The sequence below is a fragment of the Shewanella morhuae genome, from assembly GCF_900156405.1.
GTDB lineage: Bacteria > Pseudomonadota > Gammaproteobacteria > Enterobacterales > Shewanellaceae > Shewanella > Shewanella morhuae.
In genome coordinates, this window is the sequence record NZ_FTNN01000016.1 from 60,857 (window position 1) to 74,595 (window position 13,739).

Genomic DNA, 13,739 nt, shown 5'->3' on the forward strand with positions numbered 1-13,739 from the left:
AAGACAGAACCCATGCCGGAATTACCAGAAGTTGAAGTTACCCGTCAGGGTATTGCGCCATTCCTTGTCGAGCAAACCGTGGTTGATCTTGTGATCCGTAATGGTTCACTGCGTTGGCCTGTACCTGAAATCGCCAAGCAGATTATTGGTCAAGTCATACGCCAAGTGCGCCGCCGCGCTAAGTATCTGTTAATTGATACCGATGCAGGCACCAGCATAGTACATTTAGGCATGTCGGGAAGTTTACGAATTTTGCCCCACGACACCCCTGTAGAAAAGCATGATCATATCGACTTAGTGCTAGCTAACGGTCGCCTATTACGCTTTAACGATCCAAGACGATTCGGCGCTTGGTTGTGGTGTGAACTCCCAGAAGAAGCTCATCCATTACTCGCTAAATTAGGGCCTGAGCCACTAACTGATGCCTTTAATATTACCCAATTAGCGGCCGCTTTAGCGGGCAAGAAAAAGGCCATCAAACTTTGCCTAATGGACAATCATATCGTGGTGGGTGTTGGTAATATTTACGCTAATGAAGCTCTGTTTGCGGCGGGTATTCACCCAGAAGCCGAAGCGGGTAAAATTGATATTGAACGTTTAAGTGTATTAGTCGCCGAAGTGAAGCAAATCTTAGCCCACGCCATTAAACAGGGGGGCACAACACTGAAAGATTTTACCAATGCCGATGGTAAACCGGGCTACTTTGCCCAAAAACTGCATGTCTATGGTCGCGGCGGTGAAACCTGCACCAGTTGCGGTAATCTGTTAAGTGAAATCCGCTTAGGCCAACGCAGCACAGTATTTTGCGGCATTTGCCAAACACGCTAACGCTACCTCAAGGCAAAGCGGATAAAAAAGCCTGCGATAATGCAGGCTTCTTTAATCATGAATGCTAGAACCGATACTCAAAACTGCTAAAGAGTGTGGCATTGGTATCACTGTCTTCAACCTCAAATTCTGATTTAGACACAGTACCACCTAAGCTCCACATGCCTTTCCACAGCGGCATCCGATAGGAAAGCTCAAGCATTAACAAATCTTCTTTAGGTGGTTGTGGTGCCCAAGTTGTCGCTACGTTTGAACCATCTTTATTCAGCTGCGCATAACGTAATAATGAGGTAAACCCACGGCTATTGGTCAGTTGCCCCACCAATCCGACAACAAATACTTGCGCATCACTGTCATAGGTTGAACCCAAAGCGCGGCCATAGTAACGAGAGCCACTGAGATAGACAGGATCTTCATAGAAGCAATTGGCACTATCACCATCACACTTGATATAAGTATCTGAGTACTCGATAAAAAACTTAAACTGTTTAACCGTTGTGCCAAAGTGCGTATCGATACCCCAAAGTGAACCGCAGTCACTGCCATTTTCACAACTACGTTCTAGGTATAAGCCAACAGGAATATTGCCCAATGTGTCGGCATAGCGCATATCGATACTTTGGCTTCTGTGGCCTGCATCTCGTCGCTGATCTGGCGCGCAATTACTAGCGCCATCTATACACACAGAACTACTCGTCACCGAGTCCCACCAAGAGTCAAAGTTACAATCTTGGCCGTCACCACAAAACAGCGTTGACCAAGATAGACCAATTTCCAGTTGTTTAATCGGTCTGGCGCTTAAACGCATATCCCACTCAGCCGTTTTAGGCACGGCGCGATCAGCCTCCATCAGGCTAAACCCGGTTTTAAATGCCCAAGGGCCAATCCAAGATAACCATGGCGTTTCAAAAGCAGATGCATTATTGCGACTCAAGGTCAGCGACGGCATAGAGCGCGCATTGTTAGAGCGGTGCAACGCAGAATCAAATCCGGGTCCCCACCATTGCTCGACCGAGCCTAGGGTTGCAATCCAGTTACCAAAAATGATCGCAAAATAGGATTCATCAAGACGAAATTCTTCACTATCCTGAGGATCATAGGTTTCTGCCACGGTCGTTTTATAAGCAATACGTGAACCTAAGTACTCATACGAGCCCAGCACTTCGCCTTTTTCACGATAGTCAGAGCCATAATGTCGAAAGCGAGTAGGATCAGACGCGGCCGTCACTTTTATACGTGCATTAGCGTGATTATCAACGGCATTTTGATAATAAAAATTCACTCGCGCAAAGGCTTGCACTAAAGAGGCAGAAAGTAACTCAGGTTCAACTTTAGCTAAATCACCACCGATACCTGACCACATCAAAGGATACGTATTTACAGGCACTGTAATGACGCCCGCATCAGCCAGAGCTTGAATATCCGTTCTAAGATAGATATCAGAAGCATCGACCCAAGGCGCGGCGGCAAGTACAGAAGAAAAAAGCAATCCCGTGGCCACGCTAGTCGCGAGCAGAGTTGGAGTGAAAACAGCCTTCATAACATCCTTTTAGGTATCATCGCGAGGTAAAACTCGCCTCAAAGTTAACACGAAATACTGACAAACATGGACAAATTTAAGGTTGTGCCAGTTTAAGCTTTGCGTTTAGTGCCATCGCCACTTCAGGGTGAACAAACTGCCTTACATCACCACCATGTAAAGCGACTTCCTTTACTAGGGTTGATGAAATAAAGGAATTTTCTTCAGCGGGTGTTAAAAATACACTTTCCAGATTAGGGCTCAGCCTACGATTCATATTCGCTAATTGAAATTCATATTCAAAATCAGAGACCGCACGTAGACCACGTACCAGCACACTCGCATTTTGTTTTTTAGCAAAATCGACTAGCAGGCCAGAAAAACCAACCACTTCAACATTATCCAAGTGAGCAGTGACACGATTAACCAATTCAACCCGTTCTTCTAGGGTAAATCTTGGCTGCTTAGAAGGATTGGCTGCAATACCAATAATCACATGCTTGAATAACTTAGCTGCCCGCTCGATTAAATCGGCATGGCCATTAGTGATTGGGTCAAACGTCCCTGGATAAATCGCTCTTGTGTGCATAGTAAAAGTATATTCCCACTTTTATCAATTCAATAAGGGTATAAAGCATCCCGTTACTACATCATAAAACGGCTTTACGACTACAGAAAACCAGCCTTTCAAAAGATCAATTAACTTTAAAAATCAAACAAGTAAGCAATAAAGCTAACAATGATACTGGCGCGTATTATATACTAGATCCAATTTAGATATCTGACGATCATAATTCAAAGCGCAATAATTGAAAAATGGCTTTCGACAGAATCAGTAACTGGATGTCGGTCACACCCAACAAGAAAAATAAATTTAACTTGAAGATTAATGTCTTATGTGTTTTTGCTATATGTAAAATAGATTCATCTTCAAAAGCAGAGTCAATTATTAAAAATGCTAGCCAAACATCACGCGAACAAGATAAACATTATAAATCAATTACTTATAGTTAAACCGATCCTATTTTAAGGTTAACGCTTAGCATCATGAACCATTAAGTGTTTGCTATAATTTTTAGTATAAAGGTATTCCAATGATAGACAGTTCTCTTAAAGTAAAACTTCACACTCATGGATGGTTAATACTTTTTAATTCACTCATTGCGATGATGATTGCTAGCCGCTATTTTACTTTTCTACCTGAACTACCAAGCGATAGTCTGGGGATTTTTTTCATATTTGCCAGTACTTTTTCACAAATGAGTCTACTCGCGGGGATTGCGGGATTAGTCACACTGCCACTCATTTTCTTACCAACGGCATTAAGACGATGCCTTCAATCAGGCACGGCCGCGTTAGGCATTAGCATATTAATCATTGATACTTTTGTCTTTGCTCAATATCGCTTTCATATTAATGCAGTGGTACTCGATTTAATTCTTTCTGGCCAAATCGTTAGCTTTCCATGGCTAACTTGGTTAATAGTCGTGATTGGAGTGAGCGCTCTTTGGTTGGGCGAATGGCTAATTATTCGTCGCTTAGACGCAACTCCTCTACAGCAAAAAACATTGAGTCGCTATTTTTTAGCATTAGCGATTATGACGCTGCTATCAACCCACATTGTACATATTTGGGCGGCAGCGAATGCATACCAGCCTGTCACTCAGTTAAAACGCTATTTGCCACTCTTCTATCCAGCAACGGCAAACAGCTTGATGCGTAAATATGGATATATTAACGAATCAGCAATCGCTCAACAAAAAGCTCTTACCTTAAAAAGTAAAAGTGATCTGCGCTACCCAATCGAACCGCTGAATATGGTACCTATATCAAAACCCACTAACATATTATTACTGGTGATTGATTCTTGGCGTGCAGATACCTTTAATGCGGATAATACGCCCAATCTATGGGAAATAGCACAATCTGGAGTCGTATTTAACCAGCATATCGCCTCAGGAAACTCAACAAGGGCAGGTATTTTTGGTCTTTTTTATGGCATGCCGGGTACTTATTGGCATGCCATGCTAGCAAACCAACAAAGCCCGCTAATAATAGATAGATTGCAGCAACTCAATTACCAGATGGGTATTTTTACTTCGGCACAGTTACATAAGCCAGAGTTTGACCAAACTGTATTTGTTAATATTGATAACTTACGCATTAGTTCATCTGGTGAGAGTCCATCATCGCGGGATGCCAATCTCGTTGCAGATTGGACAACATGGTTTACGCAACGCGATACTCAGAGGCCAGTCTTTTCATTTTTGTTTTTTGATTCACCCCACGGTTATGATTTCCCCAGTGATTACCCTCATCGCTATGAACCAATGCTAAGTGAAATTAACTATTTACAGTTAGATGATGACTCAGATCCACAACCGTTCTTAAATCGCTACAAAACCAGTGTTCATTATGTTGATAGTTTAGCTAAACAGGTATTACAAACGCTGAAGTTATCTGGTGAGCTTGATAACACGCTAGTGATTATCACCGGGGATCATGGCCAAGAAATAAATGACAATAAATTAAATTATTGGGGTCACAACAGTAATTATACTGACGCTCAAGTAAAAGTGCCGTTTGCGATAGTGGCGCCTAACATGAACGTTGAAATGGTATCAAAAAACAGCAATAAGCTTACAAGCCACCAAGATTTAGTCCCCACGTTAATGGAAAACTATCTGGGCGTAAAAAGTCCGATTAATCATTACTCAGTAGGCGAAAATCTTTTATCTGAAATACCAGAACGCCCTTGGACCATTTCCTCAGATTATAACGGCTTTGCCATAATCACTAACGAATCAATTTTAGAGGTGGGTGCCGGAGGCCAATATGAGCTGCTGGATAAAACGAATCGACCACTAAAAGATCAACAACCAAATTTTGACTACTTACAACAAGCGCTGGAACAATTAAGTCGCTTCAATCGATAGAAATACAGAGCCATGAATTAGCTTAAAAAGCGTTGTTGACCTATCATCGAAAAATGATAGGTCAACAACGGGCTAATATGGTTGAAACTTGCGTGAATTTATTAATTGCAAGCGCTTACAGATGCCGATTACGCTTTGGAAGCGAGTATAGACTTAATGAATATTAACGATTATTTTCAAGCAACCATAAGCCTACGTATTTGTTAAAGCTCACCTGTGCATAGGTCATAGCAACAATAAAGCCAACACTGCCATCTAGAAAGCCACGCCGTAAAAAGTAAATATGAAAAAATGTCCACACTCCCCTGAGTAAAGCTAAGGGTAATCCATGGGATTTTTTACCTTTGCGAAAGTATTTCTGTGAGCCAAGCCAAGCATATTGCGCCGCTTTATTCAGTCCATGACCGTAATCACGATGGGTATAATGCAATAACAGTCCTTTTAGCTTACCGATATTGCCGGCCGCTGGGATTACGGTCTCATGGACTTCATCAAGGGTATAGCGTGCGCCATCACGTTTAAATAAACGTAAAACTGCCCGAGCGCTGCGCCCATGCTTTAGGGTTTTACCATACAGGGTAACACCCCATGGTAAACAAAAAGCGGATTCTTTAATCTCTTCCTGCGACAACGGCGCAATAAGAGCATTTCGCATCGTCTCATCCAGCGCTTCGTCAGCATCAATGGACAGCACCCAATCACCACTCGTTTGCTCTAAAGCTCTCTGCTTTTGTTTACCAAAACCAGGCCAATCAGTAACTGTGACTTTATCGGTATATTTCTGGCATATCGCCAGAGTATTGTCTGTCGAACCGCTGTCGAGCACGATAATTTCATCGGCAATATCCGCAACCGACATCAGGCAGCGCTCTACACGATCCTCTTCATTTTTGGTAATTAACATGACAGACAACGAGTGTTTTTTCACTTTTTTACTCCAATAATATTAGCAAGTTGCTCGATTACTACCGCCAGCACTTTAATTTCCAATAGCCTAATTTTCGGCGTAACTTAAACATCCGTACCAAATTATAAGGCTTACGCACTCTTTCCCTATCAGGGTTATCAATAAGCGCATTAGTTGCAGCTAAGACTCTCTCACTGGATTTACCATCATTATATGGATGCATTTGTTGGCAAAATGCTTCAATACTTGCCATCAGCTTTGGTGGGTAAGTTAATGCATGCTCGATGGTTGATTCAACTTGATCTTCAGTATCTACATTTAATAAATAAGCGGCATTGGTTCGATTTCTAAAAGTCACAACGGGTTTCTTCAATAAGAGAAATATATTTAAAATTGAAGAAGTATCACACAACATAACGTCCGCAGCTTGAAGCAAAGGGATCACATTATCAGTTTCAACAAATGTTAAGTTATCACTGACAATGCCTTTGTATTGATTAACTATTTCACTCGGCATTTTAGGGTGAAATTGAACGAGGATACGCCAATTCCCTTTTGCGGCAAGACGACTCATAAGGGTAAATAAGTGAGGTGCACAGCTTAACTTTTGTGAAAAAGTCGAACACATCAGTACCGTTTTACGCGTATCAGATGGAACGATATAAGGGTTATCGACTACCGGCATAAACAGCGGATCGAGCATAGGCCAGCCCGTTTCTTTCACCACAAAATATTTATGCTGCGCCGCTAGAGCTTCAAATCTTTGAGTGGTATTAGGACCTTGAGTACAGTACAAATCAAAGCAGTCACGGATTTCGAAATGATCTTCACGACCTTTACGATTAATTTTACCCGCATTAAAGCCATGAAATACTGCAACTTTAATACCTGGAATAAAGTTTGGCACCACGTTACCAGGAACAAACACCGCATCTGACTGCCACGAATTTACCGCATCAATACTGAACAAACGCTGCTCATCCGCTTTTAAGAATGCAGAGTTAACCTCATTACCCTCTAAAAACCAACGAACCTCACCACCCTGAGCCAGGATTACAGCTTGAAGTGGCCGTAAAATCGCATAAGAATAGTTTTGTGAAATGTACATCAAATAGCGTTTTGCGATCATATCGTATATTTTATCCTTGATGTAAATAAACTAGCTAATATATCAAGAGTTCAGTAGCAAGCACTGAGATAATAGTAATGATAGTTCATCGAAGTCTTCTTATTGACTCATATAGCCTGAATAGCTCGGCATATACCTTTCTATAAAAGCTTATATTATTTTTGTTTTTTCGGTTATAACCGATTGTTGATGGAATTTTTGCGCGATAGCAAATAAATGGGTTTAAACTAAATGTTTTTATACCATGCAGCCATGGTTTTTCCATAAAATCATCTACTGGCTCAATAAATTTTTCACTTGCATTAATAAACTTTTTTGCTGCACAGGGAGTAAGCATATATCCAGTAGTATAACAAACCGGTTTGGCATAACATCCAATAACATGATTCTCATCCACAACCTTTTTTTTAATGAACTTTGAAAGCTTAAATGGTATCGATAATTTGATATAGTTAAATTCTGATATATGTGTAAATGTATTCTGTAGAGTTATTTTAAAATCATCGGTAAGATCAGCATGATCTTCAAATATAACAATAGGCTCATCGATCTCGACACATTTTTCCCAAAGTAAAAAATGACTGGCATAACATCCAATTTCACTATCAAGTAACTTGTAGCCCTTTCTTTTTATAGTGATGTCATTAGCAGCTCTTTCTGATAATTTAAAACCTAATAAAGAAGAGTCAACGGCATTAAAGAATTCGAATTCAACATCTGCTTTATTAAATTTAGCCATCATTTGGGCTCGTCGTTCTGTTGAGCGCTCTAAACTGATTACAAATATCTTCATACAAATCTCAATACTAATTATATACGGTCATGTATCTAAATTAACTACGCACTTTCACACAAAGTTAAATGTGTCTTAAGTGAGTGTCTGCTGAACTACAAGATCAAACTTCTCAATGACGGCTTCAACACTAATCAAAGCCATCAGCTGTCCACCTTTAGCGCGAGTTCCCCACTTCACCTGGTTGCTGTGCGAAGATGCGATGGCCGCGTCATAGACGCTCACCACATATTGCTGCGATAAATAAGGCCCTGTACGCCCAGGGTTTGAATGGGCATATAAACCGATCACTGGCGTACCTTGGGTAACGGCCATATGCGCAGGCCCAGTATCAGGTGCAAGCACTAGGCTTGCGCGTTTTAGCAACGCTAATAATTGAGTTAAACTCGTTTTACCCACTAAATTATCAATTTTAGAGGGGCAAGCTTGCAAAATTTGCTCGGCCAAATTCTTTTCAAGTGCCGTTGGCCCACCACAAAGTATCACCCTAAATCCTTTGGAAATCGCATGACTCGCGACAGCAGCATAACGCTCTGGCAACCAGTTTCGTTCCGCCTTGCTAGCTGCAGCACATATGATCAAGACTTTTTCATTATCTTTAATCTGCGTTTGGGCAAACTCAGTGTCAGCAATCGGAACTGGAATATGCCATTGAGGAGTAAGATCCTTAACACCAATCGCTTTAGCAAACCCCATAAAACCTTCAAGCACATGGGGTTTCGTTAAAGGTTCAACCCTGTGATTTGTCACTAACCACTGGCCTTCTTTAGCGCGAGCGCGATCAAAACCTATGCGTGTTTTAGCTGAAATAGCTAATGATGCTAACGTTGCACGCAGCGCAACCTGCATGTGCAGCAATACATCAAAATGCCGCCCCTTTAAGGTTTTACGTAAATTAAAATAGCTACGCCAACCTTGAGACTTATCAAAGATAACAAACTCGATATGGGGTAAATGCTTCAATAATTGATATTCAAGTTTACCGATCACCCAAGTGATTTTTAGCTCGGGATATTGTCGCTGTATTGCCTGCACCATCGCCACGGCGTGGCATACATCGCCGATAGCTGAGAGCCGGAGCAAACAAAGTGAATTCATAGTATTAGGATTTAAACTCATTGGGATTAAAGCTAATCGCTCTTAAGGTTATTTGGCGCAAGCTAAGGATCTTAATGTAGAATGGCCCGAGGTGCCACGCTTAAGTCAACAAATCTCCGATGAATGCTGATATAAAGATCATAAAAACGCCGCAAGGCCACATGGCTCTTTGCCAAGATACGCCTAACGATATCGTTCCGACTTGGTTCTCGGTAGACTTTTGGCGCGCGAAAAATGCGGTTGTCGGCTCGTCTAAAGGCCGTTATACCACTTGGTTTGTGGCATTAGAGCACAACCATTGGGTGTTACGTCATTATTGGCGCGGCGGCTTAATGGCCAAATTCAGTAAAGATGCTTACGTTTATACGGGTTTGGAAAACACCCGTGCGATGGCTGAGCTACGTTTATTAGATATTTTGTATCGCGAAGATTTTACAGTGCCTAAACCGATTGCAGCGAACATAGTGCGTACTGGATTATTTTACCGTGCCGATATCATTATCGAACGAGTTGAGGGGGCCGAAGACTTAGTTGCTAAACTTAGCAAAGGGATGATGAGCACAGAGCAATGGCAGGCTTTAGGCGCCACTATCGCCCAATTCCACCAGCGCGGTGTGTACCATGCCGATCTCAATGCTAAGAATATTTTATTCCAACCAATGCAGACTGAACCCATAGCACCGGAGCGCTTTTATCTTATCGATTTTGACCGTGGCGAATTAAAAACACCGAGCCCGCAATGGCAAAAATCGAATCTAGATAGACTGTTACGTTCCTTCAATAAAGAACAAGGTAAACTCCCCCACTTAGCCTTTACCGCTAATAACTGGGCATCTCTGATAGAGGGATATCAAACGGCAATGCTCAGTATGTAAACTCACTCATCTTATCCATACAGTAAGATTACCGCTTAATTCACTCGTATTATTAAGTGGTTAATAAAGATTGCACGAGAGTAAATTGCCGCTGTAACGTACCGCGATTAGCCTCAACCACAGCCAGTCCAGCATTAGCCGCTTGCTGGCAGAGCTCAGGTTTAGCAAAATATTCAATTAAGTTATTGCCTAGCGCTTGTGCTGAATCAACCACTCTAAGCGCACCTGCACCTTCAAGCATTTGGGTAATTTGAGCAAAATCTCTATGATTGGGCCCCACCATCACGGGGACACCCATAGCAACGGGTTCCAAGGGGTTATGCCCGCCGTGATAAATCAATGATCCCCCCACAAAAGCTTGATCCGCAGTGCCATAAAAGGTCAATAATTCACCCATGGTATCGCCCACCAGCACTTGTGTCGTAGCTGTTACGGGAAGATTATCGCTACGGCGAACGGACTCAAAACCTTGGCTGGCCACAACGTCAGCAACGGCAGCAAACTGTTCAGGATGACGCGGCGCAATAATCAGTAAAGCATCGGGCCATTGCGCGAGTAGTTGCCTATGGGCTGCCAGCATGGCGTCAAATTCACCGGGATGCACACTGCCAGCAACCCAAACGGATGATGATTCGCGCCCCCAAGCTTGGCGTAACTGTTTTGCCTTGGCTAACTGCTCAGGCTTAATACTGAGATCAAACTTCAAACTGCCGCAGACTGTCACTCTATTTGGTAATGCACCTAAGTCGATAAAACGCTGCGCTTCCACCTGAGTCTGCACTGCAATCACATCTAAGCGTTGCAACATAGGTCGACTAATTTTAGGATACTTAACATATTGCGCTGCCGATTTTGCCGATAGGCGTGCATTAGCCAACATCAAGCGTACACCTTGTTTTGCTGCATTAGCGACTAAGTTAGGCCACAGCTCAGTCTCCATGATAATGCACCACGTAGGCGAGATTTGGCGTAAAAACCGCCGTATACACCAAGGTAAATCAAAGGGCAAATAGCAATGTTGTACGGTATTACCAAAGGCTTTACGCACCTCGGCAGAACCCGTTGGGCTAGTTGTAGTGACAGTAATACTTAACTCAGGGTGTGATTGCATAATCATGCGGATCAAAGGAATTGCCGCGAGCGTTTCACCCATAGAGACGGAATGGATCAATAAATCTGTCGATTTGAGCTTTGTTAAGCCAAAACGCTCAGCCCAACGGCTGCGGTAATCAGCACTTTTAATCGCACGAAAGACGAGATAAACGATTAGCAACGGGGATAATAAATATAATATCGTGGAATAAAGGAAACGATTCATTAAAAACGTGCTTATGAGTTTTGCCTGATGAATAGCGGCAATGTTAGCATAATACCCATAGTATTGAATGGTTGTTCGTTCGGCCCGGAATACGAAGATTTAATGTGGTAGAAAATTAAATTAGGGATAATTCACCAGCAGTATTGTGGTCGTTGGTTAGCTTTCTCAATTATGTGGCGTTCACTCGCAATTTGGATGACTTATGAAAACCCGCGACAAAATAATCTATGCCAGTCTAGAACTGTTCAATGAGCATGGCGAAAGAAACATCACCACCAATCACATTGCTGCTCACCTGAATATGAGTCCCGGGAATCTTTATTATCATTTTCGCAATAAAGAAGACATTATTCGCTGCATTTTTAGCTTATATGAGAATCATCTCGAATCGGGTTTTCAACCCTATGAAGATAAACAAGTGGATGTGGAATTATTAATCGGCTATTTCGATGCGATGTTCTATACCCTATGGCAATTCCGTTTTATGTACGCCAATCTTGCGGATATTCTTGCCCGCGACGAAGTGCTAAAAAAGCGCTATTTGCACGCCCAGCAGCAAGTATTAACGCGTTCAAGTCACGTGTTACATAAACTGAAACAAGATGGTTTTTTAAACTTAGATACCGATAAAATTACGCCACTTGCCGATACTATCAAGATGATTGTCAGCTTTTGGATTGGTTATCAACTCACGCAATCCAGCACTTCAACGATTACTAAAGCGACGCTTTATGAAGGTGTTTTAAGGGTACTGATGATTTTTAAAGCCTATGCCACGCCGACTTCCGTCGCGACATTTACTCGCCTAGAGCAGCATTATCAAGTCTTAGCCACCCCAGAACCGCACTAGAGTTATCCAAAAAATCTATATTAAGGCACTCGCATTTAACACTAAAACCAAAGCCATCATAGTGTTGAGTGCGAGCTATTTTTCGTTATAAATACACAAAACTATCTGCACTCTTGTTATAGAAACTTATGTTATTCATTAGTTTTGATAATGTAACAATCACTTTATCCCTGAACACATTTATCTTACGAACCTGCATTAAAAAAAGGCTGTAGACCGATTAGCTTTAGAGTTAGAATGCCGTCACTCCCAAAATCAGAATAAAGTTAACTAAGGAGATATCAGGTGGCCTCTACCTCATTCTACACACAGATTAATCAACAACTTGCAGATATAAAAGCTGAAGGCTTATATAAAAGCGAGCGTGTTATTGCCTCACCACAACAAACAGCTATTCAAGTTAATCAGCAAGAAGTTGTTAACTTCTGTGCAAATAATTATTTAGGCCTAGCCAATCATCCTGAACTGATCAAAGCCGCCCAACAAGGCTTAGAAAGTCACGGCTTTGGCATGGCGTCGGTGCGCTTTATTTGCGGCACTCAAGATATCCATAAAAAGCTAGAAATGTGCCTCAGTGAATTCCTCGGTACGGAAGATACGATTCTTTATTCTTCATGCTTTGATGCCAACACAGGTCTGTTTGAAACCTTGTTAGATGCAGAAGATGCCATTATCTCCGATGCGCTAAACCATGCCTCTATCATCGATGGTGTGCGTTTATGTAAAGCGAAGCGTTTTCGCTATGCCAACAACGACATGGCCGATTTAGAAGTCCAGTTAATTGCCGCCAAAGCCGCTGGCGTGCGTAACATCTTGATCGCCACTGACGGCGTATTCTCGATGGACGGCGTGATTGCAAACCTGCAAGGCGTATGTGATTTAGCCGATAAATACGGCGCACTGGTAATGGTCGATGATTCACACGCGGTGGGCTTTATCGGCGCCAACGGCCGTGGCACCCACGAATATTGCAATGTGATGGACAGAGTCGACATCATCACCGGCACCTTAGGCAAAGCCTTAGGCGGCGCATCGGGTGGTTTTACGTCAGGTAAAAAAGAAGTCATCGATTGGTTACGCCAGCGTTCACGCCCTTATCTTTTCTCTAACTCATTAGCGCCGTCAATCGTCAGTGCGTCTATCCATGTGTTAGAAATGCTCAAATCAGGCCAAGCACTGCGCGAAGCCGTATGGGAAAACAGCCGTTATTTCCGCGAGCAAATGTCAGCCGCAGGTTTTACCTTGGGCGGCGCTGACCACGCGATTATCCCCGTAATGATTGGCGATGCTAAATTAGCGGGCGACTTTGCTAACCGCTTATTAGCAGAGCATATTTATGTTATTGGCTTCTCTTTCCCTGTGGTTCCTAAGGGGCAAGCCCGTATCCGTACACAAATGTCAGCCGCGCATACGCGTGATCAAATTGACAAAGCCATCGCCGCCTTTACCCGTATTGCCAAAGAAATGGGCATTATTTAGGACTCAT

12 protein-coding genes are annotated in these 13,739 nt (G+C 42.5%); 5 read left to right on the plus strand and 7 right to left on the minus strand.

Going from position 1 to position 13,739, the window contains the following annotated elements:
* Positions 1–12: 12 nt before the first annotated feature.
* A complete protein-coding gene (mutM, locus tag BW947_RS16010; protein WP_076501387.1) occupies positions 13–828 on the plus strand; it encodes a bifunctional DNA-formamidopyrimidine glycosylase/DNA-(apurinic or apyrimidinic site) lyase in 816 nt (271 codons plus the stop codon).
* Between the two features lie 64 nt (positions 829–892).
* On the opposite strand, the gene BW947_RS16015 is transcribed toward mutM, so the two are convergent.
* Together BW947_RS16015 and coaD are read right to left on the minus strand one after the other, a co-directional pair.
* Positions 893–2,368 carry a capsule assembly Wzi family protein gene (locus BW947_RS16015; RefSeq protein ID WP_076501389.1) on the minus strand — a complete coding sequence of 492 codons (1,476 nt, stop codon included), beginning with the start codon at positions 2,366–2,368 and terminating at the stop codon, positions 893–895.
* Between the two features lie 76 nt (positions 2,369–2,444).
* Positions 2,445–2,936, minus strand: a complete 492-nt coding sequence (gene coaD / locus BW947_RS16020; RefSeq protein WP_076501391.1) for a pantetheine-phosphate adenylyltransferase — start codon at positions 2,934–2,936, stop codon at positions 2,445–2,447.
* Positions 2,937–3,441: 505 nt separating this feature from the next.
* Here coaD and BW947_RS16025 point away from each other — a divergent pair.
* On the plus strand, positions 3,442–5,283 hold the full coding sequence (locus BW947_RS16025) for a DUF3413 domain-containing protein (RefSeq protein WP_076501393.1): 1,842 nt from the start codon (positions 3,442–3,444) through the stop codon (positions 5,281–5,283).
* 163 nt (positions 5,284–5,446) lie between these two features.
* On the opposite strand, the gene BW947_RS16030 is transcribed toward BW947_RS16025, so the two are convergent.
* The 4 genes from BW947_RS16030 to BW947_RS16045 form a co-directional block, all read right to left on the minus strand.
* Entirely contained in the window at positions 5,447–6,211 is a 765-nt protein-coding gene (locus tag BW947_RS16030; RefSeq protein WP_076501396.1) for a glycosyltransferase family 2 protein, read from the minus strand.
* 37 nt (positions 6,212–6,248) lie between these two features.
* Positions 6,249–7,319, minus strand: coding sequence for a CDP-glycerol glycerophosphotransferase family protein (locus BW947_RS16035; RefSeq protein WP_076501399.1), 1,071 nt, complete (start codon positions 7,317–7,319; stop codon positions 6,249–6,251).
* Between the two features lie 85 nt (positions 7,320–7,404).
* Complete coding sequence (locus BW947_RS16040) at positions 7,405–8,112, minus strand: glycosyltransferase family 25 protein (RefSeq protein ID WP_076501401.1); 708 nt, start codon at positions 8,110–8,112, stop codon at positions 7,405–7,407.
* 75 nt (positions 8,113–8,187) lie between these two features.
* Positions 8,188–9,231, minus strand: coding sequence for a glycosyltransferase family 9 protein (locus BW947_RS16045; RefSeq protein ID WP_076501403.1), 1,044 nt, complete (start codon positions 9,229–9,231; stop codon positions 8,188–8,190).
* Between the two features lie 98 nt (positions 9,232–9,329).
* Here BW947_RS16045 and BW947_RS16050 point away from each other — a divergent pair, with 98 nt between their 5' ends.
* Positions 9,330–10,085 (plus strand): 3-deoxy-D-manno-octulosonic acid kinase, encoded by a 756-nt coding sequence (locus BW947_RS16050; protein ID WP_076501405.1) that lies wholly within the window; start codon positions 9,330–9,332, stop codon positions 10,083–10,085.
* A 52-nt stretch (positions 10,086–10,137) separates the two neighbouring features.
* On the opposite strand, the gene waaA is transcribed toward BW947_RS16050, so the two are convergent.
* Complete coding sequence (waaA, locus tag BW947_RS16055) at positions 10,138–11,403, minus strand: lipid IV(A) 3-deoxy-D-manno-octulosonic acid transferase (protein ID WP_076501408.1); 1,266 nt, start codon at positions 11,401–11,403, stop codon at positions 10,138–10,140.
* A 202-nt stretch (positions 11,404–11,605) separates the two neighbouring features.
* Between waaA and BW947_RS16060 the strand changes: the two genes are divergently transcribed.
* Positions 11,606–12,253: a TetR/AcrR family transcriptional regulator gene (locus tag BW947_RS16060; protein ID WP_076501410.1), complete on the plus strand. Its 648-nt coding sequence runs from the start codon at positions 11,606–11,608 to the stop codon at positions 12,251–12,253.
* A 285-nt stretch (positions 12,254–12,538) separates the two neighbouring features.
* Positions 12,539–13,732: a glycine C-acetyltransferase gene (locus tag BW947_RS16065; protein ID WP_076501412.1), complete on the plus strand. Its 1,194-nt coding sequence runs from the start codon at positions 12,539–12,541 to the stop codon at positions 13,730–13,732.
* The last annotated feature ends 7 nt before the right edge of the window (positions 13,733–13,739 follow it).

Excerpts from the sequence above, each read along its gene's own strand:
- BW947_RS16060 (WP_076501410.1), top strand. The coding sequence starts at position 11,606 with ATGAAAACCCGCGACAAAATAATCTATGCCAGTCTAGAACTGTTCAAT.
- BW947_RS16040 (WP_076501401.1), bottom strand. The coding sequence starts at position 8,112 with ATGAAGATATTTGTAATCAGTTTAGAGCGCTCAACAGAACGACGAGCC.
- BW947_RS16045 (WP_076501403.1), bottom strand. The coding sequence starts at position 9,231 with ATGAGTTTAAATCCTAATACTATGAATTCACTTTGTTTGCTCCGGCTC.
- BW947_RS16015 (WP_076501389.1), bottom strand. The coding sequence starts at position 2,368 with ATGAAGGCTGTTTTCACTCCAACTCTGCTCGCGACTAGCGTGGCCACG.
- coaD (WP_076501391.1), bottom strand. The coding sequence starts at position 2,936 with ATGCACACAAGAGCGATTTATCCAGGGACGTTTGACCCAATCACTAAT.
- BW947_RS16035 (WP_076501399.1), bottom strand. The coding sequence starts at position 7,319 with ATGATCGCAAAACGCTATTTGATGTACATTTCACAAAACTATTCTTAT.
- mutM (WP_076501387.1), top strand. The coding sequence starts at position 13 with ATGCCGGAATTACCAGAAGTTGAAGTTACCCGTCAGGGTATTGCGCCA.
- BW947_RS16025 (WP_076501393.1), top strand. The coding sequence starts at position 3,442 with ATGATAGACAGTTCTCTTAAAGTAAAACTTCACACTCATGGATGGTTA.
- BW947_RS16050 (WP_076501405.1), top strand. The coding sequence starts at position 9,330 with ATGAATGCTGATATAAAGATCATAAAAACGCCGCAAGGCCACATGGCT.
- waaA (WP_076501408.1), bottom strand. The coding sequence starts at position 11,403 with ATGAATCGTTTCCTTTATTCCACGATATTATATTTATTATCCCCGTTG.